This is a genomic window from Actinocorallia aurea (assembly GCF_054783995.1).
This window is the reverse complement of record NZ_BAAGPQ010000014.1, coordinates 43,557-67,964: the sequence shown is the minus strand read 5'-3', so window position 1 is coordinate 67,964 and position 24,408 is coordinate 43,557. Positions and strand designations below refer to the sequence as shown.

Here is a 24,408-nt window from a genome sequence, read left to right as displayed (position 1 = left end):
CCCTGGGGGGTAAGAGGAGATCCACAACCTTCCCGAACACCCCGGCCCCCCGTCATCGTCGAATCCCACGAGCCCCACCCGCCCGCTTGTCGATCCGCACAGACAATCCGGACACAAGAGTCAACCCCCGGCAGGCGGGACCCGGGGAGGCGTCAGGGGTCGGTGGGGCGGGGCGGGGAGGCGGACGGGGGGTAGAGGCGGAGCTGGAGCATGGTGGCGAGGCGGGCGTTGGGGTCGGTGAGGTCGAGGGAGGAGATCTCGGTGAGGCGGCGGAGGCGGTAGCGGAAGGTGTTGGGGTGGACCCGGACCGCGGCGGCGGCCTCGTTGACGTTGCCGAAGGCGTCGAGGTAGGCGGCGAGGGTCGCGCAGAGGTCGGTGTTGTGCTCGCGGTCGTGGTCGAGGAGGCGGCGGTAGGGGCCCGTGGGGGGCTGGTCCTGTTCGGCGGCGAGGTCGGCGAGCTGCAGGAGCAGGGAGTCGAAGTGGACGTCGCTGAAGGTGACGGCCCGGCCTGTGGCGCCCCGTTCGCGCAGGACGCGCAGGGCCCGGTCGGCGTCGTCGCGGGAGCGGGTGATGTCGGCGAGGGAGCGGGCCAGGCGGCCCACGCCGATGTTGGCGGGATGGCGGGCGCCCACGCGGGCCAGGAAGTCCTCGGCGATCTGGACGGCCCGGGACCGGCTGCCGGTGAGTGGCAGGACCGCGTAGGCGATGTTCCCGACGAGAGCGGCGGCCGCGCGCGGGTGGACCGCTCCGACGTGCAGGGCCAGGGCGTCGCAGAAGCGCTGGCGTTCGCTTTCGGCCCGCGCGCTCAGGCGGCTCTCCCCTCGCGCCTCGCCCTCCCCGGTGAGCTGGGCGGCCAGTACGCAGACCCGGTTGGTGGCGAGGTCGAGGCGGGCGGCGGCCTCGGCGGCCTGCTCGCCGCGGGTGAGGACGGTGGCGAGGAGTTCGGCGCGGAGCCTGCGCTGCATGTCCGAGCCCGCCCTGCGGCGCAGCAGGTGCAGCGCGACGATCTTGGCCGCGTCGGCGAAGGCCGCCGCGCGCTGGGCGGTGAGCGGCTCCCGCACGGCGGCCCACATCGAGCCGAGGATCTCGTCGCCCGCCCGGACGGCGACCGCCGCGCGCGGCAGCATCCCGGGCACGTCGAGGTGGACGGGTTCGTGACTCTGGTAGAGCGTCCGGAAGAACCCCATCTCCTCATAGAGGCGGATGAACCGCTCCGGGACGCGCCGCCCCAAAATCGTCTCGACCCTGAACTCGTCGGCCTCCTCCTGGCGTCCCGAGTAGGCGAGGACGCGCGAGGAGCGGTCCTCGATCGTCACGGGGGCGTCCAGCAGCGCGCAGACGGCGTTCGCGACGGCGAAGAGGTCGGCCTCGCTCTCGTCGGCGCCGGTCGCGCCGTCGCCGAGCAGGGAGCGCACCAGGGCCGCGATCTGCCCCCAGGACGCGGCCCGGGTCAGGCCGAGGAGCGCGACCCCGGTATCGGCGACCGCCTTGCGCAGCGCCTCCCCGGGAGGCGAAGCGGCCTTCACCATGAGCCCGGCCGCGCCGCAGCGGGCGAGTTCCGCGAGCAGCGCCGCGACGGGCTCCTCGGCCGCCCCGTCGAGTCCCACCCCGAGGACGAGCGAGCCGGGAACGAGCCCGGCATCGCCCTCGAACGGGTCGTGGATGTGCACCCCGCTGACCTCGCCGCCTTCGGCGGGAAGCACGGCGAAGCCCACGACCGTGGACCCCAGATCCTCCAGCAATCGCTTCAAACCGGACGCCATGCGCCCACGCTACGGCCCGCTGATTCCAGCCGCGCATCCCGACCGGAGAATCCGCCCCTACCGCGCCTTCAGCGCCGCGACGAACGCCCGGTAGACCTCCCGCCCGACCGTCAGCACCTCCCCCTCGGCAGCCTTGCTGTCCCGAAAGTGCCGATCCCCCTCACCGAACGCGACTTCGACACAGTCGGTCTGATGCCCCTGGCTCCGCGAGGACTTGAACCACTTCAGCTCTTCACTCATCGCACAACTCCCTCATGGTCTTGGTGATCAGTGCCCCTGACGCGGCGGCGCTCAGAGCCTTCTCGCCCATCCGGCGGAACCGCAACTCGAACGTTCTGGCGGTCTCCGGGTCGTCGAGGAGCCGCCCGCCCCCTGTCGTCTCGGTGTACGCCTGCATCTGGCCGTTCACCCGCATGACCTTGAAGGACGAGGAGACACCCGGATGCCATCCCGCCTCAAAAGGGATGATCCGGATACTGATCTCGTGCCGGCTCGCCATTTCGAGCACTTTCGCCAACTGCTCGGCCATGAGAAGCCGATCCCCGACGATCCGCCGAATGACCGATTCATCCATTAGAGCCCACATTAGCGGGGGTTTGGACTTGTCCAAGATTCGCTGACGGTTCATGCGCTGCGCCACGTCCGCCTCGATGTCAGGGGAGTCGCCGGCCTCGGTGAGGACCCGGCGGGCGTAGGCCTCAGTCTGAAGGAGACCGGGGATCACGTCGAGGGCCGCGAGGAACAGTTCCTCGGCGGCCTGCTCGACGTGCAGGTGCTCGGCGAACCAGTTCTCCGAATGCCTCGCGGAGGCCTCCCGGACGAGCCTCTGGAAGTGGTCCGGCAGGTCGAAGTGCTCGTCGAGCGCCTTGGCGTGACGCTCTTGGAGACGCCAGCCGGACTTCGCCGTCTCGTAGTTCGAGACATGGGTTCGCTGGGCTCCCATTATCGGTGCCAGCTGCTCCCCGGTGAGGCCTGCCCTGAGCCGAAAGAAGCGCAGGTCGTAGCCAATTCTGTGGTGAATCGAGATGGAAGGGTCCAGTGACCGAGTGCGCGGCACCGCCTACTCCTCGTTGTCTCGAATATCTCGAACAGACAGAACAACGCTAGCCGGGCCGGGCTACATCTGTCCTCGACATAGGCGCACTGGACGGAGGATCGGCATGGCCGCGATGGAACGTGAATCTCCCCCCGGGAGGCCCAGGCGGGAAGTGCCGCTCGGGCTGCGGGACGGGTCCGGGCCGAGGGCGGCGCGATCCCATGTCGCGGTGCTCGCGCGAAACTTCGGGGTGCCCGAGGACGCGCGGATCGCGCTCGGGCTCGTCGTCAGCGAGCTCTGCACCAACGCGTGCGTGCACGCGAGCGCGCCGGGGGCGCCCCACCCGACCTGCTCGGTGCGCATGGGTGCGCGCCGGTGCCTCCTGGAGGTGTGGGACCACCTCTCCTGGCGGGACCTTCGCGCGATCGCCGACGCGGCACCCGGGGGCTTCGCCGAGAGCGGCCGAGGGCTCGGCATCGTCGCCGCTCTCGCCGAAAGCTGGGGCGTCCGGCCCTCGACCCGCGGCGGCAAGGTGGTCTGGGCGGTGCTCGCGTGGTGAGCACCTTCTGCGCCGCCGTCACCGGCACCTCCTGGGGGCTGGCCGGGTTCACCGCCCTCACCGTCACGGCCCTGGGCCTCCTCGCGGGGCTCGGCACCATCCTCTACGAGGATCTCCGGCCCCAGGGCCGGCACCACCGGTCGTGACGTGGGCCGGCCGATGTTCAGGTCCTGACGCCGGCCGGCAGGAACTCCGTCCGGACCGTGAGTTCGCGCAGGACGTCCAGGTCCGGGGTGACGCCGATGCCGGGGCCCGTCGGCACCTTCAGGGCTCCGTCTTCCAGCATGAACGGCTCGGTGACGTCGGTCGCGAAGTACCGGGACGAGGCGGACGTGTCGCCGGGCAGGGTGAAGTTCGGCAGCGCGGCGAGGGCGACGTTGGCGGCCCTGCCGATCCCCGTCTCCAGCATGCCGCCGCACCAGACCGGGACGCCGTGCGCGGCGCACACGTCGTGCACCCGCCTGGCCTCCAGGAAGCCGCCGACCCTTCCGGGCTTGATGTTCACCACCGAGGTCGCGCCGCGCGCTATCGCGTCGGCGGCTATCGCGGCGGAGGTGATGGACTCGTCGAGGCAGACGGGGGTGGTGAGGCGGCGGGCGAGGGCGGCGTGCCCGGCGATGTCGTCCTCGGGCAGGGGCTGCTCGATGAGGAGGAGGTCGAACGGGTCGAGGCGCGCGAGGTGCCTCGCGTCGGCGAGCGTGTAGGCGGTGTTGGCGTCCACCTGGAGAAGGATGTCGGGGTGCTTCTCGCGGACGGCCCTGACGGGTTCGACGTCCCAGCCCGGTTCGATCTTGAGCTTGATCCGCTGGTATCCCTCGGCGAGGTAGCCGCCGACGGCGTCCAGGAGCTGCGGGACCGAGTCCATGATCCCCACCGACACGCCCGACGGGACGGCCGGGCGGACCGCGCCGAGGAACTCCCCGAACGAGGTGTCGCGGGCGCGCAGCCACACGTCCAGGAGCGCCGCCCCGACGGCCGCCTTGGCCATCGGATGCCCGTGCACCGGCCGGAACGCCTCCTCGGCCCGCCACGGATCGACGCCGACGCCGAGCCTCGGCAGGAGGAACTCGCCGATGACGTGCGCGGCCCCGTCGACGTGTTCGGCGGAGTAGAGCGGCTCGTCCATCGCCACGCACTCGCCCCACCCTTCACCGTCGCCGGTGATGGCCCGCACGAGCAGCACCCGGCGCGCCGTCTCGGTGCCGAACGAGGTGCGGAACGGGGAGACCAGCGGGATGTCGATCCAGCGCAGCTCCAGGCCTTCCAGCGTCGTCATGACCTGACCTCCAGCACGTAGTGCCCGTCGAGGGTGATTCCGGTGATCCGGCCGCCCGCCGCGAGCGCCCCGGTGAGCGCCGCCCGGACCGCGTACCGCGCCTTGCGCGCCCGCTCTTCATCCTCTTCCCTCAGCCGCTCGATGTCCGGCGGAACGGCGACGAGGAGCACGCCCCGGTAATCGGACTCGACCGGGGCGTCGGAGTCCTGCCCCAGGAGGACGTGCGCGCCCGCGTCCTCAAGGGCTCTCCTGTCGGGGACGGGCGTAGGGGACGCGTCGAGGGGCCAGCGGACGAAGAGCCGGTCCGAAGGCACCCCTTCGTTGACGCGGTCGCGCATCGCCCCGTAGAAGTTCGGCAGGTACTCGACGGGGTGGGCGCCCAGGACGTGCATGTTGAAGTGCGCGTTGCGGCGCACCAGGGGGTCGTACGTCCAGACGATGCCGTTCAGGCCGCGGTCGCGCGCCCAGTCGCGCTGGTGCAGCTTCAGCGCCCGCCCGATGCCGAGGCCCGCCACGTGCGGACTGATCGCGGTGACGTGGGAGTGCAGGGCGCCGTCGGCGGTCCGGAAGCCGAAGGAGATGCCGACGAGCTCCTTGCCCTGGTAGGCGCCGGCGACGTAGTTGCCCGAGTGCACGAGGGCCGTCAGCAGCCCCGGTTCGGCGAGGGGCTTGCCCCACACCTCGGCCATCAGCTCGGTCGCCGCGCCGTGCTCGGCGGTGTCGTGCGCCTCGCGCACCTCGAACTCGCTCACGTGACCAGCCTGCCCGTCCGCGGGTGCGCGCTCATCGTCGGCAGAGCCAACCGAAGGCCCGTTTTTGGTGCGATCACCCAAGGGCACGGCTCGGTCAGGCCAGGCGTCGCAGCAGTTCGGCGAGCAGCGCGGCACGTTCCGACATCGCCCGCAGATCCACCCATTCCTCCTCGGCGTGCGCGCCGCCGCCGACCGCGCCGAGGCCGTCGAGGGTCGGCACGCCGAGCGCGGCGGTGAGGTTGCCGTCCGAGCCGCCGCCGACCGACGCCTCGCGCAGCGGGGCCAGGCCCAGGTCCTCGGCGGCGCGGGCCGCCTGCTGGAACAGGCCGAACGAGGCCGAGCGCTGGAGCGGTCCACGGCGCGGGCCCGGGCGCACCTCCAGGCGCGCGCCGGGCAGGACCGGCCTGCGCTCGCGCATCCAGCGGTCGACCCTGTCGAGTTCGGCGGCGTCGAACGCGCGCACGTCCACCGCGATCGAGGCGTTCGCGGGCACGGTGTTGACGGTGCTGCCCGCCGCGCACACCGACGGGGTGACCGTGGTGCCGCGCGCGGGCGCGGTGAGCGCGGCGATCGCGCGGATCTGGTAGGCCATCTCCAGCGCGGCGTTCACGCCCCGCTCGGGGTCGAGGCCGGTGTGCGCGGCCCTGCCGTAGATCCGCAGGTCGTACCGGGCGAGGCCCTTGCGGGACGTCTTGAGCGCGCCGTCGGCGCTCGGCTCGGCGACCAGCACCGCTCCGGCGTCCGCCGCCGTCGCCTCGATCAGGGCGCGGGACGTCGACGACCCGGTCTCCTCGTCGGAGGTGACGAGCACGCCCACGTCGGCTCTGCCCGGGACCTGGGCGAGGGCGTGGAAGAGCTGGACGAGCCCCGCCTTCATGTCGAAGCAGCCCGGCCCCGTCGCGCGCGTCCCGGCGACCTCGAACGGGCGGGCGGCGAGCGTCCCGACGGGCCAGACGGTGTCGTAGTGGCCGAGCAGCAGCAGCCGGGGCCGCTCGGGGCCCCAGCGCAGGTGCTCGCCGTGCCGGGCGGGCGCGGCGCCGAGGAGCCGCGCGCCCATCTCCGCGACGAGGTCCCGGCAGGCGGCGAGCGCGGCGGTGTCGCCGCTGGGCGACTCCGCGGAGACCAGCGCGGCGAGGTCCGCGGTCATCTCCGCGCGGTCGAAGGCCTCAGCCGGCACCGCTGCCCGCCCGGGTGCGCGGGTTGGTGCGCGCGCTGTAGTGGACGTGAGGGGAGCCGTCCGGCAGCCGGTGGAAGACGAAGGGCACCCTGGCGGGATTCCCTTCGGCGGTGCCGGTGAACGTCACCTCGTCGACAGGGGACAGTGTGAGCTCCAGCGGCTCGGCGAGGTCGGCGAGCCCGGGGGTCGTCACCTCGATCCTGGCGTGCAGGCCGGACGGCCCTCCCCCGGCGCGGCGTTCGGTGATCGTCGTGGTGACGTGCCTGCGCTCGTAGACACCGGTGTAGTCGGCGGGATCGAAGGCGACGGGTTCGCTTGACGGCTCGGGGGTCTGCCGCATGGCGATCCCGGCCGTCTCGGCGAAGATCTCGCGCGCCAGCGCCTCGGCCAAGGCTCCGTCGTTGCCTCCGTTGCTGAGGAGCGCGACGGAGAGGTCGGCGTCCGGCAGGACCCACAGGGAGGCGTTCTGCCCGATGGTGCTGCCCGAATGCCACAGGACGGGACGGCCCTCCCAGGTGTCGAGGATCCAGCCGAGGCCCCAGTGCGTGCCGAGGCCGTGCGGGTTGGGCACCTCGATCTGGGGTGCGCGCATGGCCGTCAGGGACTCCTCGGTGAGCAGCCCCGGGGCCAGGTGGGCGGTGCCGAACGCGGCGGTGTCGGCGGCGGTCGCGCAGATCAGCCCGGCCGGGCCGACCGACCGCATCAGCCCCCAGCGCGGGGTCGGCCGCAGCTTCGCGCCCTTGCCGAGGTGGCCGACGGCGGCGCGGCGCAGGATCGCCTCCTCCGGAAGGGTGCAGACGCCGTCCAGGCCGAGCGGCTCGACGAGCATCTCGCGCAGGGCCGCGTCCCATACCGAGCCCGTCGCCTTCTCGATGATCCGGCCGAGCACGCTGTAGGCGGCGTTCACATACGACTGGGTCTCGCCGGGCCGGTGCAGTTGCGCCAGCCCGGCGCAGGCCGCGACGTACCTCTCCAGGCAGTCGTCGCCGCGCCCGGTGTCGAGGAAGAGGTCGCCGTCGATGCCGGAGGTGTGGCTGAGCAGCTGCCGCACCGTCACCTGCGCGGAGACGACGGGATCGGCGACGGCGAACTCCGGAAGGGCGTCCCGCACCGGCGCGTCGATGTCGAGGTCGCCGCGCTCGGCCAGCAGCATCACCTGCGACGCCGTCCACACCTTGGTGACCGACCCGATCTGGAAGACCGAATCCGGCGTCACCGGCACGTTCGTCGCGGTGCTCAGCACGCCGGTGGCGTGCTCGGCCGTCGCGCCCCGGTGCCGCACCGCCAGCGCCGCCCCCGGCACCCCGTGCGCGGCGGCCAGTTCGGCGAGCCGTCCACCCCAGTCCACCGGGGCCTCCTTCACACTTCACGGAAGAACTGACGCAATGTAGCCCGCTGCGGGCCATGCGCTCATCAGAGATGTTCACAATCCTGCGCCCGGGTTTTGTCATCTTCACTCGCGCTTCTCGCGGCGCGGGTCCTTACAGTGGGCGTCCATGCACGATCTCGTTCTGCGCGGCGGTGAGGTCCACGACGGGCTCGGCTCGCCCGGAGTCCTGGCGGACGTGGCGGTCTCGGGGGGCCGGGTGGCGGCCGTCGGGACCTCGCCGGGGCCCGCACGCCGGGTCGTGGACGTCTCGGGGCTGGTGGTCGCACCCGGATTCGTCGACCCGCACTGCCACTCCGACCTCGTGCCGGTCCTGCCCGAGGCGCAGCCGTTCAAGCTCCTGCAGGGCGTCACCACCGAGGTGAACGGCAACTGCGGCTTCTCCTACGCGCCCGTGCTGGAGCGCGACGTCGAGGTCATGTCGGGCTACGCGGGCGCGCCCGTCACTCCGGGCTCCTTCGCCGAATACCTGGCGGCGATGGAGGAGGCGGGCCCGACCAACCACATGGCCACCCTCGTCGGCCACTCGACACTACGCATGGCCGTAGCCGGCTGGGAGCCTACGGTCTCCGAGAAGGCCCTCGCCGAGATGTGCGCCCTGGCCGCCGACGCGTTCGCAGCGGGCGCCTGCGGCCTCTCCAGCGGCCTCATCTACCCGCCCGGCTCCTTCGCCGACACCGACGAGCTCGTCGCCCTGGCGAAAGTCGCCCACAGATACGGCCGCCCCTACACGACCCACCTGCGCGACGAGGGCGCAGGCCTCTCCGACGCCCTCGACGAGGCCATCGAGATCTCCCGAAGGGCCCGGGTCCCCCTCCAGGTCTCCCACTGCAAGACCGCCGGCCCCCGCAATCACGGCCGCGCCGGGATGATCCTGAACAAACTACGCAATGCCCGCGCCGAGGGCCTCGACGTGCGAGGCGACGTCTACCCCTACCTCGCCGGCGGCACCACCCTGTCGGCGCTGCTCCCCCCGTCGGCCCTGGAAGGCGGAATCGAGGCGCTCCGCACACGACTCGCAGGCGACCTGGAGCCTTTGCGCAGAGCCGCCGAAGACCCCTCGCCGCTGCGCGGAACGGGCCTCTGGCGCGACACCACCCCCGAGGGCGTCCTCATCACCACCCACACCGACCCGTCGGCGGTCGGCAGGACCCTCGCCGACCTCCCCGGCGACCCCTTCTCGACGGCCTGCGCCCTGATCTCGGCGGACCCCGCCGCCACCATGGTCATCACCATGATGTCCGAACCCGACGTCCGCACTTTCCTCGCCGACCCCCTCCTCGGCATCGGCTCCGACAACGGCATGCCCCTCGGCCTCGACCACCCCCGAACCTGGGGCTGCTTCCCCCACTTCCTGGGCGCCTACGTCCGAGACGCCGCGCTCATCCCGTTGCCCGAAGCCATTCGCAAAATGACCTCCGCCAACGCCGCCCCCTTCTCCCTGAAGGGCCGAGGCATTCTCACCCCCGGCGCCTGGGCCGACATCACCTGCTTCGACCCGCGCACCGTCTCCCATCCCGGCACCTACACCTCTCCCCACCACCCGCCGGCCGGCATCCCCTACGTCCTCCTGGAAGGCGACCCCGTCATCACCGAGGGCGCCTTCACCGGCGAACGCAAAGGCCGAGTCCTCCGCTAGCCGTCATGTCCACGAGCGTTGTCGACACGGGCGTGCGGATGCTTGATCGATAGCGAAGGCCTCCGGTGTGGTGGGGGCAGTGCCCGTCACCGCGCTGGAGGTCTTCGTCGCCGTAATGCCCGGCTGACCTGTTCGGGCGCCGCGCCGGGCGGGAGCGCCTGGCGCCCGGGTGAAGCCGCCGCCCCGCCCCGCCCCGCCCCGGCAACCGAAGCACTCAGGCACAACCGGCCATATCGCACGGATTAGATTAACCTTTCTTATCGGACGTTCTAAACGCTCAAAAAAACTCGCCGGAAAATGTTCGAACTGGTTTTCGATCGGGTATCTTCGAGGGCATGGAGCAGCGCGATGACATCGGTGGTGTCCCGGACCTGGAACTGGTCGGGATGCTTCGAAGCGTGCTGTCGGAGCTTCTGCGCCGTGAGGTTCCCGGGTCGGGGACCGCGGCGATGGAGCTGGCCTCCGAGGTGAGCCGGTCACTGGATCTGGGGCATGCGCTCCTGGCGATGCTGGTCGCACGGGTGGAGGCGACCGGCGCGCACCGTCGGATGGGCCGCCAGTCGGTGTCGGCGTGGTTGCGCAACGATCTGGGGATGCGATCGGCGAGAGCCGAGGAGCTGGCGGTGGCGGCGCGCCAGATGCCGCGCCTCCCCGAAACGGGCGGCCGGTTGAAGTCCGGTGATCTGCCCTGGGGGCAGGCGGCCACGATCGCCGGGGCCCTGGAACGGGTCACCGATCCCGACGACCTGCGGGCAGGCGAGGAGATCCTGCTCGGCCTGGCCGATGCCGGGAGCGTTCCCGATGAGACCGCCAAGGCCGGCAGGCGGATCAAGACCCTCATCGACGACGCGCTGAATCGTTCGCCCGAAGACGTCAGGCGCGGCTACGAGCGTTCGTGGATGCGGATGTCCAAGGGCATCGACGGCGGCGCTCACGTGCAGGGCTGGCTCAAGCCCGAGGACGCCTCGGCGCTCACCGAGACACTCGCGCCGCTGATGAGACCGGCGGGCACCGAAGACGACCGCGACCACGCCCAGCGCACAGCCGACGCCATGATGGCCCGCATCACCAAAGGCCACGGCGACGCCGGCATCACCGTCGTGGTCGACCTCTCCGCTTGGATCGCGAAAACAGGCTCCGCCCACCCCTTCGGTCCCGCCACCCCCGCGGCCACGGCGACCTCGGCGCACACAGGGCCCTCAGCGCACACGGGAATCTCGGCGCATACAGGGCCCTCAGCGCACACAGGACCCTCAACGCACACAGGGCCCTCAACGCACACAGGACCCTCAACGCACACAGGGATCTCCGCTCAGACGGCGACGTCAGCGAGCACGGCAGGCCCCGCAGGTACAGCGGTCCCGGCCGCGCGCCTCCGGGACGGCACCGAACTCGATGCCGATGATGCCCGCCGCATCGCCTACCAGGCCGGCATCAGCGTTCTCCTCCTCGGCCCCGAAGGGCACCCCCTCTACCTGGGCAGGACGGCCCGGCTGGCCAGCGCAGCGCAGAGACGAGCCCTCAAAGCCCTCTACGAGACCTGCGCGGTGCGCGGGTGCCCGGTCCCCTCCCACCTGTGCGAAGCACATCACCTGGGCGCCGGATGGATCGGCGGCACCCCCACCGACATCGACCGCCTCGCCCCGGTCTGCCGATGGCACAACTCCTGGATCACCGCCAACCCCGACCGCATCCGGGAAACCAAGATCAACGGCCGTACCCGGATCACCATCGCCCCACCATGGCCGCACCGGCAAGCCGCATGACGAACACACGGGACCTACAGCCGTGCACCCCCGCGCCGCGCGGGCCGCTCGAAGCTCCGAGCCGGTCCGAGGCCTCCGACGCCATCGTGAACCCGTACTGACACGGGGATGCGGGTCGTCAGAGGCCCCGCGGCTCAGGTGCAGGCAAGCACGGCCCGCATCCGTTCGAGACCCACCGAGAAGGTGAACCGGTCGGGGATCGTCCCGCTGTACCGCCGCCACCGGCCGCGCTGCCCATGCGACGCGTATCTGCTGCTCGCGGATCGGTGCCGGAAGCTCGGGGAGCGGGGGCGCACGTCGTATCTCCTCAATCCGGCGGGGCGTCCCGTGCGCGGGTCGACCGGACGGTCGTCGCGCGGGACAAGCTCCGGGCGACCACGACGGAACAGTCCGACGGGTGGGGCGTTCGCCTGAAGCAAGCGGGAGCCAGGGTCGGGCATGTCGAGCAGGTGGCGGAACTCATCACGCGGGTGGTGGCGGCGTGACCGGGTGGCGGGTCGCGGCGGGCGGGTCGCGGCGTGCTTCCCCGGGCGGGTCGACCAGGCCGGGGTGGCACGGCGGGTGGCACGGCGGGTGGCTCGGCGGGTGGCTGGGGGAAGGGCGTCTCGCCGAGGAGATTGCCCTGCTGCTGTCGGAGACGTTCGCATGCCTGCCCGTACAGTCGGCCGGCGTTACCGGACGGGGTCGTGGAGGTTGCGGTGACGCCGTTCGGGGGCCCATCGAGATCGAGGTCACCGAGGGCGGGCGCGGGGCCACGGACCCGTCGCGGAACCCGTCCGGGGGCATGCCGACGACGATGCCGAGAGCGGCCGGGGGTTGGAACCGGTGAGTCTGCTCGCCGAGGAGCGGTCTTCACCGCATCTGCCCGACGGACGGTTCCGGGTGCGCTTCGGCGTCGCGTTGTGAGCCGCGCGAAAGCGCATCAGGTCGGGCGAGTGGGGCGTGTCTGTCAGCGCTGCTCGTTAAGGTGAGGGCTCATGGCGCGGCCGTTGAGTGAGATCGTCGAGGAGGGGTGGGCGAAGGCCCTGGCCCCGGTGGAGTCGGATGTCGCCGCGATGGGCGACTTCCTGCGGAATGAGCTGGCGCAGGGGCGGAGGTATCTGCCCGCCGGGGCGAACGTGCTGCGGGCGTTCCAGCAGCCGTTCGATGAGGTCAAAGTACTCATCGTGGGGCAGGATCCCTATCCGACGCCGGGGCACGCGGTCGGGCTCAGTTTCTCCGTCGCCCCGGAGGTGTGGCCGCTGCCGCCGAGCCTGATCAACATCTACACCGAGTACATGCAGGATCTCGGGCTGCCCGGGCCGGCCAATGGGGATCTCACGCCTTGGACGGGGCAGGGGGTGCTGCTGCTCAACCGGAGCCTCACGGTGCAGCCGCGCAAGCCCGCCGCGCATCGGGGCAAGGGGTGGGAGAAGGTCACCGAGCAGGCGATCCGGGCGCTTGCGGAGCGGCGGAAGCCGCTGGTGGCGATTCTGTGGGGGCGGGACGCGCAGTCCCTCCAGCCGATGCTCTCCGACTACCCGTGCATCGCGTCGGCGCATCCGAGCCCGATGTCGGCCGATCGCGGGTTCTTCGGCTCCCGGCCGTTCTCCCGGGCGAACGCCGCGCTGCAGCAGCAGGGTGCGGACCCCGTGGACTGGCGGCTGCCCTGACCGCGGCCGCCAGTCCGTATCTGGGACGTCCTTTAGACGTCGGCGGTGACGCGGGTGAGCTTGAGGAGTTCGTTCAGCGAGTCGCGCAGGTAGTCGACCAGGTTCCAGGCGTCGGGAACGAGTTCGGGACAGGCGATGACGCCGATGTCGAGGTTGCCGTCGTAGGAGAAGACGGTGATGTTGACGCCGCCCGTCGCGTCGGTGATGACCGAGGCCGGGTAGTAGGCGAGGACGCGGGCGCCGCGGGCGTACAGCGGCTGCTGCGGGCCCGGGACGTTGGAGATGAGCAGGTTGACCGGGTTCAGCGCCGGGGCCGCCTGCATCACCAGTTTCGTGCCGAGGCCGAGGAGCGCGGGCGGCAGGAGGCTGCTGAACTCCTCGAACCAGGTGCCGGAGGAGACGGCGAACCGGCGCTTGACGCCGCGCATCGCGCCGCGCACCGCGTAGAAGCGGTCCTCGGCGTCGGCGATGTGGACGGGCAGCGGGGCGAACATCGCCGACAGCGCGTTGCCCTCGTCGCGGCCGTGCTTGCGGCGCAGCGAGACCGGGACGACGGAGATGAGCGGCTGGTCGGGCAGCGCGTCGTGGTCGAGCAGCCACTGGCGGAGCGCGCCGGTGCACATGGCCATGACGACGTCGTTCACCGAGCAGCCCAGCGCGCGGCGGACCTGCTTGACGTCCTCCAGCGGCAGCGACCCGAACGCGAACGTCCGGTGCTGGGAGATGGGCGCGTTGAACGGGGTGCGCGGGGCCGCGCCGAAGTCGGCGGGCTGCGGGTTCTCCTTGCCGAGCGCCTTGCGCAGCGCGCTGGAGACCTCCCGGACGCCCGGCAGGTGGCCGACGAGCGGGAACTGGTCGAGGTAGGGCACCGTGCGGGCGAGCGCCTCGGCGGTGCGGACGGGGTGCAGCGCGACGCGTCGGGCGCCCCTGGTGAGCATCGGGACGAGGCCGGGCGGCATCAGCGGCTCGCCGACGAACGGGGGCGGGTCGTTGCCCTCGGGCGACAGGTCGAGGAGCGCGGCGAGGGTCTCGGCGGCGAGGACGCCGTCGACGCAGGCGTGGTGCACCTTGCAGTAGATGGCGGCGCGCCCGCCTTCGAGGCCCTGGATGAGGTACAGCTCCCACAGCGGGCGGCGGCGGTCGAGGGGGCGCTCGTGGATGCGGGCGACCTCCATGCCGAGCTGGCGGTCGTCTCCCGGGTAGGGCAGGGCGACTTCGTGGACGTGGCGTTCGGGGTCGAATCCGGGGTCGTCCTCCCAGTACGGGTGGTCGAGGCCGAACGGGACCTGCACGAGCCTGCTGCGCAGCGGGCGGGCGAGGTGGGCCCGTTCCCGCACCAGCTCGACCATGTCCGCCCGGGTGAGCTTGCCCCCCGGGCACAGTGTGGTGTCGATGACCCCGAGGCCACCGATGTGCGCCCGGGTCCGGTCTCCTTCGATGTTGAGAAAACCGGCGTCCACCGCGGTCAGCTGGCTCATTCCGTCACGTCCCCGTCTTCGTCGCCTGAGCGCCTTTCCTTAGAGCTATGCCGTCCGGGCACGTCCGGTCAACCGAGGTCACAGATTAATAACCAGGTCTTAACTTGAGGACGCAATCACAAATTGGCAACAATCGGCCATGGCCGTGCGCAACGGGCGTTCCCCCTTCAGGGTGCCGACCTTCGAGGCGCCGGCCTCCAGGGTGCCCGCCCGCGCGCACGGTCACGGCCGGAGCCGTCCGTCAGCGCACGCAGGCGTCGAACCCTCGGCGGAACAACTCCAGCGATCGCCGGGTGGCCTCCTTGACCGCGGCGCGGTCGTCGTCGTCGCGGACGGTGAGCTTGATGAGCTCCAGCGCCTCACGGGGGTGGGCGTCGTCGTACTCGGCGTGTTCGGCGAGCCACATGAGGCCGTACCTGTCCTCGCCGAGCCGCTCCCGAAACGCGGGCATGACGACCCGGGTCCACTCGCCGGTCGTGCCCTCGATGGCGAAGTTGACGGCGCCGAACGCCTCGGCGATCGAGCCCCGGTAGGCCACCGACCAGAGGAACTCGTACAGCGAGGCCACCTCCGGCCCCGGCCTGTGCGCGATGATCTCCTCTTCGGTGAGGCCGAGCGACACGCCCCAGTCGATGAACCACTGCGCGTGCAGGGCCTCGGTGCGGATGTTGCCGATGAGCCAGTCCCGGGCGAGCAGGTCGCCGTCGCGCTTGCCGTACGTGGTGCGGCCGAGGTGGACCCCCATGTACTTGGGGAACGCCTCGACGACGCAGAAGAACTCCTTCACGATCGTCCGCCACGTCTCGTCGGAGACGCCGTGGGCCGCGGTCTCGGTGAAGACGGGCGAGGCGAGGACGCCGTCCCAGTCGGGCTTCAGTTCGGCGATCATCTCCGCGACCCACGCGGGGTGCGGCGTCTCGGAGAGTTCCTTCTTGACGGTGCGGTGGTGCTGGGTGCGCGAGGGCGGTCGGGTGCGGCCCTCGGCCTCCGTCGTGGCGGTCATGGTGACTCCCTCCATGCCGTGGATCATGGCTCCATCCCACTATTCCCTTGTGTACTGACAACTGTAAATACGAGACTTTTGTCACTTTATTTCTGGTTTGTCCTAAATGGCGAAACAAGACGGGCATTCCGGTGGCGGGAGCGGCACAGAGCGTCGAAAATCGCGACATGGAGTCACGAGAACACGCCATCGTCGTGGGCGGAAGCATGGCGGGCCTGCTCGCCGCCCGCGTCCTCACCGACCACTACGCACAGGTCACCCTTCTGGAACGCGACACCTACCCTGACGGCCCCGCGGACCGCCCGGGCGTCGCGCAGGGCCGCCACTTGCACGTCCTGTGGAACCACGGGCTCGGCCTCCTCGAGGGGCTGTTCCCCGGGCTGGAGCGCGAGTTCGTCGAGAAGGGCGTGCCCGACCTCCGGCTGCCGGCCGACCTCCTGTGGCTGACGTCCCAGGGCTGGCGCAAGCGGTTCCCCGACGTCAGCCGCCTGCTCACCTTCAGCCGCGGCATGCTCGACCACGTGGTGCGGACCCGGCTGTTCGAGCGGGCGAACCTCACCGTCCGGACCGGCGTCGAGGTCACCGAGCTGACCGCGTCGCGCGGAAACCGGGCCGTCACCGGGGTCCGGTGGCGCGAGCGCGGCGCCCACGCCATCGCCCAGCCCATGGACGCCGACCTGGTCGTCGACGCCACCGGACGCTCCTCCCGGGCGCCCGAGTGGCTGGCGAAACTCGGCAGGCCCTTCCCCGGCGAGACCCGCATCGACCCCCTGCTCGGTTACGCCTCGCGCCGCTTCGCGATCCCCGAAGGCTTCGACGCCGACTGGAAGGCCCTCTACATCCAGGCGGGCGCCCCCACGCACAAGCGCACGGGCGGCCTCTTCCCGCAGGAGGACGGGACCTGGATCTGCAGCCTCAGCGGCGCCGGCCGCGACTACCCCGCCACCACCGACGACGGGTTCCTCGGCTTCGCCCGCGGGCTGCGCCACCCCGTCCTGTACGACGCGATCAAGAACGCCGAGCCGCTGACCCCGATCGTCTCCTACCGGCACACCGCAGGACACCGCAGGCACTATGAGCGGATGAAGGACTGGCCCGCGGGCTTCGCCGCCATCGGCGACTCCGTGTGCGCCTTCAACCCCATCTACGGACAGGGCATGACCGTCGCCGCGCGCAGCGCCCTGCAACTCGGGCTGATGGTCGAGGAGGACCGCTCCACCCGCTGGTTCCAGCAGCGCGCCCACCGCGCCGGGTCCGGCGCGTGGCTGATCTCCACCGGAGAGGACCGCCGCTACACCGACACCCAGGGGCCGCCCGTCCGGATGCACACCCGCGCGCTCAACGCGGCGGTGGACCGCGCCGTGCGGGCCGCGAACGTCGATCCCGTCGTGTGCGGCCGACTCATCGACGCGCTCGGGCTGGGCGTCGAGCCCACGGCGCTGTTCCGGCCGGGGATGCTCCGCCGGATCCTCGCCTCCGGAAACGTCCCGCTGCCGGACGGCCCGCCCGCGATCGCCACCCGTCGCACGGTCGACGCGGAGGGCCGCTGACGCCGTCCCCCTTCGGCGGCAAAGGAGCCGCCGCAAGGCGGGAGCCCGCAAAAGTCCGGACAGGGTTTTGTGGCCTGCTCCATTTCGATGGTTACGGCGACGTAGGTTAGGTTTCTCCGTATGAGCGAGATCGTGTACCCGCCGGTCATCCGTGCCGCCAAGATCATGTTCAAGGTGCTCGGCCTGAAGATCAAGGTCGTGGGACACGAGAACATCCCGGCGACGGGCGGGGCTGTCCTGTGCAGCAACCACATCTCCTACCTCGACTTCATCTTCGCCGGACTGGGCGCGAACCCCGCGGGGCGCCTGGTCCGCTTCATGGCGAAGAAGGAGGTCTTCGACAACAAGATCGCCGGTCCGCTCATGCGCGGGATGCACCACATCCCCGTCGACCGGGAGAACGGCGCGTCCTCCTACATCGCGGCGCTGAAGGCCCTCAAGGAGGGCGAGGTCGTCGGCGTGTTCGCCGAGGCGACCATCAGCCAGTCGTTCACCGTCAAGGAGATCAAGAACGGCGCGGTGCGGATGGCCGTCGCGGGCAAGGTCCCGCTGGTCCCCGTGGCGCTGTGGGGCACCCAGATCCTGTGGACCAAGGGACGCAAGCGCAAGCTGTGGCAGCGCGGCACCCACATCACGATCCTCGTCGGCGAGCCCATGCACCCCAAGCGCGGCGACGACTACGACCAGGTCACCAAGGAGCTCCGCCAGCGGATGCAGGAGCTGGTCGACAAGGCGATGAGCACCTACCCCGTCGACGGCACCGGCCAGTGGTGGCAGCCCGCGCACCGCGGCGGCACCGCCCCCACCCCGGAGGAGGCCGCCGCCCGCGACGAGGCCGAGGCCGCCGAGCGCGCCGCCCGGCGGGCCGCCCGCGAAGCCGCCGAGGGCACCTCCGGCGCCTGACGGGCCGGGCCGCGGTGCCGCAGACGTCACAAGCGAAATAGGCCACTTCTTCGGGATTGGCGCTGTTTGCCCTGTTCAACCGGGGTCACACTTGAGGGCATGAGCGACCTTCGTCCGGAGACCCGTGCCGTCCACACCCCGATCATCCAGCCGCAGGGCAGCACCCCCCTCGGCATGCCGATCTACCAAGGACACCTCTTCTCCTTCGACAGCGCCGAAGGAATGGCCGCCGCCTTCGACGGCCCGGCGCAGCCGCCGTTCTACAGCCGGCTCGGCAACCCGACCGTCCGCTCCTTCGAAGCCGCGCTCGCCGACCTCGAAGGCGGCGCCGGAGCCGTCGCCACCGCCTCCGGCATGGCCGCCGTCAACGCCGTGCTGAAGGCCTTCCTGCGCTCCGGCGACCACGTCATCGCCCAGAGCTGCCTGTACGGCGGCACCTACGGCACCCTGGAGACCCTCAAAGACAAGTGGGGGGTAGAGGTCACGTACGTGTCCGGCGAGGACGCCGCCGAGGTGGCCGCGGCCGTCCGGCCCAACACCAAGGTCCTCTACCTGGAGACCATCGCCAACCCCACCACCCGGGTGCCCGACTTCCGGCCGCTCTTCGACGCGGTGCCGTCCGGCGTCAAGAAGATCGTCGACAACACCTTCGCGACTCCGCTGCTGTGCCGCCCCCTCGACTTCGGCGCCGACGCCGTCCTGCACTCGGCCACCAAGTACCTCTGCGGCCACGGCGACGCCATCGCGGGCGTCGTCGTCCTCGCCTCGGAGGCCGACGTGCGCGAGGTGTGGGAGGAGGTCGTCGAGACCGGCCCGACCCTCGACCCCTTCGCCGCCTACCTCCTGCTCCGCGGCCTGTCCACCCTCGGCCTGCGCGTCGCCCGCCACAGCTCCAACGCCCAGTACCTCGCCGAACGCCTCCTGTCCCACCCGAAGGTCGCCTCGGTCTCCTACCCGGGCCTGCCCACCCACCCCGACCACAAGATCGCCGCCCACCAGCTCACCGGTGGCGCCGGCGGCGTCCTCGCCTTCGACCTGAGGGGCGGCCGAGACGCGGGCCGCCGCTTCATCGAGTCGACGAAGCTCATCGCCCTCACGGCCTCCCTCGGCGAGGCGAAGACCCTCGCCATCCACCCGGCCAGCACCTCCCACCGCATGTACTCGGCCGAAGCCCTGGAGGCGGCGGGCTTCTCGGAGGGCACCATCCGCCTGGCCGTGGGCATCGAACACCCGGAAGACCTCTGGAACGACCTGTACACGACCCTCGAATCCCTCTGACGCCTTCCGCCCGGGGAGGAGACCTTCGACGCGCTGTGCGCGGCCGGGCGGCCGTGGAGGTTCGCCGCCCGGCGGGTCCCGATCGGCCGCCCCCGGACTTCCGGCTCGCCGAGTTCCCCGTGACCGCCGACCGCCCCTCCCACGAGGCACCGGCGCAGGAGGCTCCCCCGGTTCCCCACCCGTCCGGGCTGGCTCATCACGAATCTGCGCGTCCGCAACCGACGTCCCGACCGCGGCGACCTCGGTGCGGAACTCCAAGTCCGGCGCTCGGATGGAGGGGGCGAAGTGCCGGAAAGGCCGATCACGTAGGGGTTTTGGGCGGAGTCGGATGATCCGACCGCCGGTGACGATGCGTTGAAGTGATCTTGGGGAGAGGGAGGACAACGGGGTGATCTTGGGTGGGTAGATGAGGCCCCGAGGGGTCGCGGGGGCGGCCCGACGACGAGGGGAAACGCATGGATGCTCGGCTGAAGGCGATGCTCGCTGGTGGCGGTCTGGCCATGGCGGTGGCGGTGGGGGGCGTGGCGTCGGCCGGGGAGGCGGCGGCGGACGTCAGGGGCGTCAAGGTCGCGTGCGGGGGCGGTGGGGCCGAGCTGAACCTGCACCCGGGGGCACGGGACGGGAAGCTGCGCAAGACGCACATCAACGGCGACCTGGACCTCGGGTCGTGCATCACGCACCAGCGCCCGTCGGTGACGAGCGGGACGTTCCACCTGAAGGCGAGCGCGCTCACGTCGTGCGACTCGCGGACGACGTCCAGCGGGACGATCGGCCGCGGCCACGCGGGCGGCTACATCGAGTGGGACAACGGCGGCCACTCGAAGGTCAACCACGGCAAGCTGTTCGGGACGCTCGCGAACATGACCCTGCGGAAGGCCCGGATCATCAGCGGCCGCTTCAAGGGCGCCGAGGTCAACGCGACGCTGCTGTTCAGCGAGAACGTCATCATCCGCGCCGACGACTGCACCCACGGCCGCAAGCGGGAGATCGACGGCCGCGTGATGTCGTTCCGCATCGAGAAGAACTAGATCAAGACCGCGCGCGAGCGCGGAGACGGCCGGGGAAGTGCCCTCTCCGCGCGCGCCACGCGGAGTCGGGGATCACCTCGCGAAGCAGAGACGACGAAGCCGCCCTCACCGCGCCGGAGGGCGGCTTCGCCGCGTCGAGGGGGTGTTCAGGCGGCGCTGCCCCGCGCGTAGCCGAACATCTTGCGGTAGGCGCAGCGCAGCCCGCCCAGGTCGCGGACGGGTGCGGGGAAGTCGAAGCGCAGGTCGAAGGGGGCGGGGCCGCCGGACGACGGCGGGGAGCAGCGGACGCGCAGGCCGAACCTGTCGAGTCCGACGGCCCGGACGACGGGTTCGGGGACGACCCGCCCGTACCGGGCCCGGAACAGCCCGACGAGCTCCTCGCGGTGCTCGGCGTCGAGGTGGGCGACCATGCCGGCCTCGACGGCGACGAACGGGTCGGGCAGCGCCTCGGCGTAGTCCTCGGGCTCGATGTTCTCCTCGCCCCACAGGTCGTCGACCTCGGCTTCGGCGACGTCGAGGGTGAGCACGGTCCATTCCTGCTCGGCGGGGATGCGGGCGCCGATGTCGAGAAGGTCGGCGCGGGGGTGCAGCCGGGAGATGCGGATGGCGGCCTCGCGGCGCCCTTCGAGCGGCACCTCGCTGAGCCAGCCGTGCAGCCACGCGGTGCCGCGGACGCGGTCGGCGAGGGGGACGGGGGCGACGTCGTTCAGGCAAAGGGTCGCGGGAAGATCCGGCTCCTGCCTCAGCGTCCGCACCAGGGGTGTCGCCGTGGGCATGAGCAGCAGGGGTGCGCCGTCATCGCCGGTGGCGTGTGCCGCGACGGTGATCTCCTCGTCGAGGCCGAGGACCGCCAGCGTGGCGCCGGCCACGCCATAGGCAAGAGTGCGCGCCCGTTCTGCCGCGCTGGGACCCTTGGTCACTGTGACTCCATTAGGTTAGGCTAGCCTTAGTAAGGCTAACCTAATCACGAAGGAGGAAAGGTGAACAACCCCCGCCCCAAGGCGAAGCTCTCCCGGGCCCTCGGCGTCCCCCTGACGCCGAAGTGCGTCAAGTATTTCGAAGCCCGTCCCTACCCGCCTGGTGTGCACGGACGCAGCCGCAAGAAGGATTCGCCCTACAAGGACCAGCTGTTGGAGAAGCAGCGGCTGCGCGCGCAGTACAACATCCGCGAGGCGCAGCTGCGCCTGGCGTTCGAGCGGGCCCGGAAGGTCGAGGGCAAGACGGGCGAGGCCCTCGTCGTCGACCTCGAACGCCGGCTCGACGCGCTCGTGCTGCGCGCGGGCTTCGCCCGAACCATCTACCAGGCGCGCCAGTTCGTGGTGCACCGCCACATCCTGGTGAACGGCAAGCGGGTCGACCGCCCGTCCTACCGCCTGCGCCCGGGCGACTGGATCTCCGTCCACGAGCGCAGCAAGCCCATGCTCCCGTTCCAGACCGCGGCCCAGGGCGGCTACGCCCCCGCGGTCTCGGCCCCCTACTTGGACGTCCGCCAGGACGCCCTGGTCGCCAAACTGGAGCGCCTCCCCGAACGCCGCGAGATTCCCATCGTGTGCGACGAGCAGCAGGTGGTGGAGTTCTACAGCCGATAACCGACACACACGCGTCCCGGACGCGATACGCCACACACCGCCGGCCGGGGCCCCAAGGGACCCCGGCCGTCGCACGCCCAGCCCTCGCCGCAGACGATCAGACCGGCTCGGGGCTGCGGGCCGAACGGGCTGGGCCACCACGCCCGATAAGGGAAGGATGGAGCCCATGGCACGTGTGGAGTCTTTCGATGACCCGAACGCGCCAGCGCCTAACAGCCTCGTCGTGGCGGCTTCGGCGGCGGTCGTGGACGGGGAGGTGCGGCAGCAGTTCGATGTCCGCGTCACCGCTCGGGTCGTCGGCGGAGTGCTGCGCATCTCGGCCGAGTCCACCGATCTGCGGTTCGTTTCGCGGAGATCGACGGGCTGCCGACGTCCCGCAAAAAGTGCCTAGGTGGGGTCGTCTGTGAGGTCGGGGGGCGGACGGTGACGCGTTCGGTGATGCGGGTCTGCGCGTGGCCGAGGTCGGCGAGACGACTGAGCATGCCCCCGCGGCCCTGATCGGGTTCTTCGAGGATCGTGCCGGCCGCGATGTCGAGGGGCAGGTAGGACGGGGCGAGTTGCACCGGGGTCTCGTCGGCGAACATCAGGCGGTGGCGGACGACGACTTCTTCCCCCTCGGGGATACCGAGGATTTCGGCGATCTCAGGTGGGGGCGTCTCCCGGGTGATGGTGAGCTGGGAGCGCGGGGTCATGCCGAGGGATCGGATCTCGGTGTCGAAGGCGCCGAGGCCCTACTCCCGAACGGGCCTCTGGTAGCGCGCCATGGTGGTGCGGCGGATCTTCGGGGTCGCGGTCACATGGCCTCCTTGGGACGGCTGGAAACCCTTGAGTCCATGGTGGGCCGGGGGTGGGCCGGAAGGCAGTGGCCGCGGAGGCAGGCGGATGTCGCGGAGACTCGGAGGCCCCGGGCATCGGGGATGCGCGGGGCCGTTAAGGGTGTCGGTCAGGCGAGGTCGCCGGTGCGGATGCGGGAGACCAGGCGGCCGAGCTCGTGGCGGGTGACCTTCAGGGGGGCGGCGTCGGGGTGCTTGGAGTCGCGGATTCCGACGTGGGCGCGGAGGTCGGCGAGTTCGACGCAGTCGTCGCCTGACGGCGCGCTGTAGGACGACTTCCGCCACGAAGTGGTGATCATTGGCCTGGCTCCTTGATGAGATCGGCGATGAGCGCGGCCGAGTCGTCCTCCGAGAGGGCGGTGTCGGCCATCCGCCCGAACAGGAGCCTACAGCGCTGGACCTGGGTCACTTCCTCCAAATAGTGCCCGCCCGCAATGGTTTCCAGGTAGACGACGCCCAACTCGACGGGGCCGCCGAAGCCGAAGATCACGGAAGTGCCGCCGTGTCGGCCGGGGTGGATGCGGACGTGGCCGACCTGCTCGATGACGCGCAGCTCGATGTGCGGGCGCTTGGCGATGGCGAGGAGCGCTTCCAGTTGCTTCTCCATCGCTGCCCGGTCTCCGATGTCGAGCCGCAATGCGGTCTCCTCCAGCAGCACGCGCATGCGCGGCGGCTCTTCGCGGGCCAGGAGGACCTGCCGGGTCATGCGTGTCTGCACACGACGTTCGAGAAGCTCGCCGGAATACCCGTCCGCGCGCATGATCGCCCGCGCGTACTCGGGCGTCTGGAAGAGGCCCGGGACGTAGGCGGGCTGATAGCTGAGGATCTCCTCGGCGACGTTCTCGCATTCGGCGTACGAGCCGTTCAGGACGTCTCCGAACGGGGCCCACCACCCGCGCAGGCCGGCGCGGATTTCTTCGGCCAGTTTGAGGATGGCGAGGCGGAGGGCCTGGTCCGTGCCGCCGTAGGCGCTGAGGATCGCCTGGACGTCGACCACAGAGGGCCGCCTTTTGCCCCTTTCGTGTTGATTGAGCTTGGCCCTACTCCAGCCCAGTTTCACGGCTGCCTGATCTGGAGAGAGGCCGGACCTTTCGCGCATTTTGCGCAGTTCTGCACAAAGTCGAAGCTGCCGAACGGTCATGTCCTGATCATCCATAGTGGAATATTCCCAGCTCTCGGAGGGTCCGTGCGCAGCGTTGGCCGGATCGTGCCAATCAATTGTGGCGATTCACTGGCGCATGTGGCTTGTCACGTGAACGATGGGGGCCGGTCGGCTTCAATGCTGAGAGTAGCGACACGGGGACTGTCAGGAGCGTGAACGGGTGAGGAGATGCGGGCTCGGGGTTGTGGGGTTCGCTCGGCTGAAAGCCGAGCCGCAGATGCCGGCTCGGGCTCGGTCCTGGGTGGCACTGCTCGCCGGGTCGTATGTGGCCGACGAGGTCGTCGACACGATTCGGCTGCTCACCAGCGAGGTGGCCACGAATGCGCTGCAGCACGGGTGTGCGGCGGGTGTCGTGCGGGTCAGCCTGCTGGTGGGCGAGGGGAAGCGGGTGCGGGTCGAGGTCCGCGACGAAGGGGGCGGGGTGCCGGAGCGGCGGGTCGCCTCCGATGAGGACGAGGACGGGCGGGGGTTGTTCCTGCTCGATGCGCTTGCCTGCGCGTGGGGGCACGCACCCGGGGCCGACGGGCGGGGAACCGTCGTCTGGTTCGAGGTCGATGGGGGCACGTAGCGGGCGGGC

The 24,408-nt window shown here is 71.1% G+C and carries 24 protein-coding genes; 11 read left to right on the top strand and 13 right to left on the bottom strand.

Features of this window, described 5'->3' with window-relative positions:
* Positions 1-152: 152 nt before the first annotated feature.
* The 3 genes from ACYVOM_RS18210 to ACYVOM_RS18200 are packed head-to-tail and all read right to left on the bottom strand — an operon-like array spanning position 153 to position 2,820.
* Positions 153-1,763, bottom strand: a complete 1,611-nt coding sequence (locus tag ACYVOM_RS18210; protein WP_460304595.1) for a PucR family transcriptional regulator — start codon at positions 1,761-1,763, stop codon at positions 153-155.
* A 57-nt stretch (positions 1,764-1,820) separates the two neighbouring features.
* Complete coding sequence (locus tag ACYVOM_RS18205; protein WP_460304594.1) at positions 1,821-2,003, bottom strand: DUF397 domain-containing protein; 183 nt, start codon at positions 2,001-2,003, stop codon at positions 1,821-1,823.
* Complete coding sequence (locus ACYVOM_RS18200) at positions 1,996-2,820, bottom strand: DUF5753 domain-containing protein (RefSeq protein WP_460304593.1); 825 nt, start codon at positions 2,818-2,820, stop codon at positions 1,996-1,998. The genes ACYVOM_RS18205 and ACYVOM_RS18200 overlap by 8 nt, the downstream gene beginning before the upstream one ends.
* Between ACYVOM_RS18200 and ACYVOM_RS18195 the strand changes: the two genes are divergently transcribed.
* Both ACYVOM_RS18195 and ACYVOM_RS18190 read left to right on the top strand, forming a co-directional pair.
* Positions 2,789-3,358 (top strand): ATP-binding protein, encoded by a 570-nt coding sequence (locus ACYVOM_RS18195; RefSeq protein ID WP_460304592.1) that lies wholly within the window; start codon positions 2,789-2,791, stop codon positions 3,356-3,358. The two genes, ACYVOM_RS18200 and ACYVOM_RS18195, sit on opposite strands and share 32 nt — an antisense overlap.
* Positions 3,355-3,504: a hypothetical protein gene (locus tag ACYVOM_RS18190; RefSeq protein ID WP_460304591.1), complete on the top strand. Its 150-nt coding sequence runs from the start codon at positions 3,355-3,357 to the stop codon at positions 3,502-3,504. The genes ACYVOM_RS18195 and ACYVOM_RS18190 overlap by 4 nt, the downstream gene beginning before the upstream one ends.
* A gap of 17 nt (positions 3,505-3,521) precedes the next feature.
* Here ACYVOM_RS18190 and menC read toward each other — a convergent pair whose 3' ends face one another.
* The 4 genes from menC to ACYVOM_RS18170 all read right to left on the bottom strand — a co-directional run bounded on the left by menC (position 3,522) and on the right by ACYVOM_RS18170 (position 7,911).
* Complete coding sequence (menC, locus tag ACYVOM_RS18185; RefSeq protein ID WP_460304590.1) at positions 3,522-4,634, bottom strand: o-succinylbenzoate synthase; 1,113 nt, start codon at positions 4,632-4,634, stop codon at positions 3,522-3,524.
* The gene (locus ACYVOM_RS18180) at positions 4,631-5,386 is read right to left on the bottom strand and encodes a GNAT family N-acetyltransferase (protein ID WP_460304589.1); all 756 of its coding nucleotides are present in this window, start codon (positions 5,384-5,386) and stop codon (positions 4,631-4,633) included. The genes menC and ACYVOM_RS18180 overlap by 4 nt, the downstream gene beginning before the upstream one ends.
* Before the next feature lie 94 nt (positions 5,387-5,480).
* On the bottom strand, positions 5,481-6,563 hold the full coding sequence (locus ACYVOM_RS18175) for a M20 family metallopeptidase (protein WP_460304588.1): 1,083 nt from the start codon (positions 6,561-6,563) through the stop codon (positions 5,481-5,483).
* The gene (locus ACYVOM_RS18170; RefSeq protein ID WP_460304587.1) at positions 6,553-7,911 is read right to left on the bottom strand and encodes a serine hydrolase domain-containing protein; all 1,359 of its coding nucleotides are present in this window, start codon (positions 7,909-7,911) and stop codon (positions 6,553-6,555) included. Before ACYVOM_RS18170 ends, ACYVOM_RS18175 begins: the two co-directional genes overlap by 11 nt.
* A 148-nt stretch (positions 7,912-8,059) precedes the next feature.
* On the opposite strand from ACYVOM_RS18170, the gene ACYVOM_RS18165 reads away from it, so the two are divergent.
* The 3 genes from ACYVOM_RS18165 (at position 8,060) to ACYVOM_RS18155 (ending at position 13,007) form a co-directional block, all read left to right on the top strand.
* The gene (locus tag ACYVOM_RS18165; RefSeq protein WP_460304586.1) at positions 8,060-9,589 is read left to right on the top strand and encodes an N-acyl-D-amino-acid deacylase family protein; all 1,530 of its coding nucleotides are present in this window, start codon (positions 8,060-8,062) and stop codon (positions 9,587-9,589) included.
* Positions 9,590-9,924: 335 nt separating this feature from the next.
* On the top strand, positions 9,925-11,355 hold the full coding sequence (locus tag ACYVOM_RS18160; RefSeq protein ID WP_460304585.1) for an HNH endonuclease signature motif containing protein: 1,431 nt from the start codon (positions 9,925-9,927) through the stop codon (positions 11,353-11,355).
* Positions 11,356-12,332: 977 nt separating this feature from the next.
* Positions 12,333-13,007, top strand: a complete 675-nt coding sequence (locus ACYVOM_RS18155) for a uracil-DNA glycosylase (protein ID WP_460304584.1) — start codon at positions 12,333-12,335, stop codon at positions 13,005-13,007.
* Between the two features lie 32 nt (positions 13,008-13,039).
* Here ACYVOM_RS18155 and ACYVOM_RS18150 read toward each other — a convergent pair whose 3' ends face one another.
* Together ACYVOM_RS18150 and ACYVOM_RS18145 are read right to left on the bottom strand one after the other, a co-directional pair.
* Entirely contained in the window at positions 13,040-14,485 is a 1,446-nt protein-coding gene (locus tag ACYVOM_RS18150) for a WS/DGAT/MGAT family O-acyltransferase (RefSeq protein WP_460304583.1), read from the bottom strand.
* A 241-nt stretch (positions 14,486-14,726) separates the two neighbouring features.
* Positions 14,727-15,488, bottom strand: a complete 762-nt coding sequence (locus ACYVOM_RS18145) for a TenA family transcriptional regulator (RefSeq protein ID WP_460304582.1) — start codon at positions 15,486-15,488, stop codon at positions 14,727-14,729.
* Between the two features lie 167 nt (positions 15,489-15,655).
* Between ACYVOM_RS18145 and ACYVOM_RS18140 the strand changes: the two genes are divergently transcribed.
* The 4 genes from ACYVOM_RS18140 to ACYVOM_RS18125 all read left to right on the top strand — a co-directional run bounded on the left by ACYVOM_RS18140 (position 15,656) and on the right by ACYVOM_RS18125 (position 20,247).
* On the top strand, positions 15,656-17,038 hold the full coding sequence (locus tag ACYVOM_RS18140) for an NAD(P)/FAD-dependent oxidoreductase (RefSeq protein ID WP_460304581.1): 1,383 nt from the start codon (positions 15,656-15,658) through the stop codon (positions 17,036-17,038).
* A 120-nt stretch (positions 17,039-17,158) separates the two neighbouring features.
* Positions 17,159-17,941, top strand: coding sequence for a lysophospholipid acyltransferase family protein (locus ACYVOM_RS18135; protein WP_460304580.1), 783 nt, complete (start codon positions 17,159-17,161; stop codon positions 17,939-17,941).
* 99 nt (positions 17,942-18,040) lie between these two features.
* Positions 18,041-19,219 (top strand): trans-sulfuration enzyme family protein, encoded by a 1,179-nt coding sequence (locus ACYVOM_RS18130; protein ID WP_460304579.1) that lies wholly within the window; start codon positions 18,041-18,043, stop codon positions 19,217-19,219.
* Positions 19,220-19,674: 455 nt separating this feature from the next.
* Entirely contained in the window at positions 19,675-20,247 is a 573-nt protein-coding gene (locus ACYVOM_RS18125) for a hypothetical protein (protein ID WP_460304578.1), read from the top strand.
* Between the two features lie 146 nt (positions 20,248-20,393).
* On the opposite strand, the gene ACYVOM_RS18120 is transcribed toward ACYVOM_RS18125, so the two are convergent.
* A complete protein-coding gene (locus tag ACYVOM_RS18120; protein ID WP_460304577.1) occupies positions 20,394-21,167 on the bottom strand; it encodes a DUF2470 domain-containing protein in 774 nt (257 codons plus the stop codon).
* Between the two features lie 60 nt (positions 21,168-21,227).
* On the opposite strand from ACYVOM_RS18120, the gene rpsD reads away from it, so the two are divergent.
* Positions 21,228-21,836 carry a 30S ribosomal protein S4 gene (gene rpsD, locus ACYVOM_RS18115; protein WP_460304576.1) on the top strand — a complete coding sequence of 203 codons (609 nt, stop codon included), beginning with the start codon at positions 21,228-21,230 and terminating at the stop codon, positions 21,834-21,836.
* 281 nt (positions 21,837-22,117) lie between these two features.
* On the opposite strand, the gene ACYVOM_RS18110 is transcribed toward rpsD, so the two are convergent.
* The 3 genes from ACYVOM_RS18110 to ACYVOM_RS18100 form a co-directional block, all read right to left on the bottom strand.
* Positions 22,118-22,528: a UTRA domain-containing protein gene (locus ACYVOM_RS18110; protein WP_460304575.1), complete on the bottom strand. Its 411-nt coding sequence runs from the start codon at positions 22,526-22,528 to the stop codon at positions 22,118-22,120.
* A gap of 251 nt (positions 22,529-22,779) precedes the next feature.
* Positions 22,780-22,968, bottom strand: a complete 189-nt coding sequence (locus ACYVOM_RS18105) for a DUF397 domain-containing protein (RefSeq protein ID WP_460304574.1) — start codon at positions 22,966-22,968, stop codon at positions 22,780-22,782.
* A complete protein-coding gene (locus tag ACYVOM_RS18100) occupies positions 22,965-23,825 on the bottom strand; it encodes a helix-turn-helix domain-containing protein (RefSeq protein ID WP_460304573.1) in 861 nt (286 codons plus the stop codon). Before ACYVOM_RS18100 ends, ACYVOM_RS18105 begins: the two co-directional genes overlap by 4 nt.
* A 223-nt stretch (positions 23,826-24,048) precedes the next feature.
* On the opposite strand from ACYVOM_RS18100, the gene ACYVOM_RS18095 reads away from it, so the two are divergent.
* On the top strand, positions 24,049-24,399 hold the full coding sequence (locus tag ACYVOM_RS18095) for an ATP-binding protein (protein WP_460304572.1): 351 nt from the start codon (positions 24,049-24,051) through the stop codon (positions 24,397-24,399).
* The last annotated feature ends 9 nt before the right edge of the window (positions 24,400-24,408 follow it).

Bases quoted from the DNA above. Each gene is read 5' to 3' on its own strand.
- ACYVOM_RS18210 (WP_460304595.1), bottom strand. From the start codon at position 1,763: ATGGCGTCCGGTTTGAAGCGATTGCTGGAGGATCTGGGGTCCACGGTC.
- ACYVOM_RS18205 (WP_460304594.1), bottom strand. From the start codon at position 2,003: ATGAGTGAAGAGCTGAAGTGGTTCAAGTCCTCGCGGAGCCAGGGGCAT.
- ACYVOM_RS18195 (WP_460304592.1), top strand. From the start codon at position 2,789: ATGGAAGGGTCCAGTGACCGAGTGCGCGGCACCGCCTACTCCTCGTTG.
- menC (WP_460304590.1), bottom strand. From the start codon at position 4,634: ATGACGACGCTGGAAGGCCTGGAGCTGCGCTGGATCGACATCCCGCTG.
- ACYVOM_RS18165 (WP_460304586.1), top strand. From the start codon at position 8,060: ATGCACGATCTCGTTCTGCGCGGCGGTGAGGTCCACGACGGGCTCGGC.
- ACYVOM_RS18160 (WP_460304585.1), top strand. From the start codon at position 9,925: ATGGAGCAGCGCGATGACATCGGTGGTGTCCCGGACCTGGAACTGGTC.
- ACYVOM_RS18155 (WP_460304584.1), top strand. From the start codon at position 12,333: ATGGCGCGGCCGTTGAGTGAGATCGTCGAGGAGGGGTGGGCGAAGGCC.
- ACYVOM_RS18150 (WP_460304583.1), bottom strand. From the start codon at position 14,485: ATGAGCCAGCTGACCGCGGTGGACGCCGGTTTTCTCAACATCGAAGGA.
- ACYVOM_RS18145 (WP_460304582.1), bottom strand. From the start codon at position 15,488: ATGACCGCCACGACGGAGGCCGAGGGCCGCACCCGACCGCCCTCGCGC.
- ACYVOM_RS18140 (WP_460304581.1), top strand. From the start codon at position 15,656: ATGGAGTCACGAGAACACGCCATCGTCGTGGGCGGAAGCATGGCGGGC.
- ACYVOM_RS18135 (WP_460304580.1), top strand. From the start codon at position 17,159: ATGAGCGAGATCGTGTACCCGCCGGTCATCCGTGCCGCCAAGATCATG.
- ACYVOM_RS18130 (WP_460304579.1), top strand. From the start codon at position 18,041: ATGAGCGACCTTCGTCCGGAGACCCGTGCCGTCCACACCCCGATCATC.
- ACYVOM_RS18125 (WP_460304578.1), top strand. From the start codon at position 19,675: ATGGATGCTCGGCTGAAGGCGATGCTCGCTGGTGGCGGTCTGGCCATG.
- ACYVOM_RS18110 (WP_460304575.1), bottom strand. From the start codon at position 22,528: ATGACCCCGCGCTCCCAGCTCACCATCACCCGGGAGACGCCCCCACCT.
- ACYVOM_RS18105 (WP_460304574.1), bottom strand. From the start codon at position 22,968: ATGATCACCACTTCGTGGCGGAAGTCGTCCTACAGCGCGCCGTCAGGC.
- ACYVOM_RS18100 (WP_460304573.1), bottom strand. From the start codon at position 23,825: ATGGATGATCAGGACATGACCGTTCGGCAGCTTCGACTTTGTGCAGAA.
- ACYVOM_RS18095 (WP_460304572.1), top strand. From the start codon at position 24,049: ATGCCGGCTCGGGCTCGGTCCTGGGTGGCACTGCTCGCCGGGTCGTAT.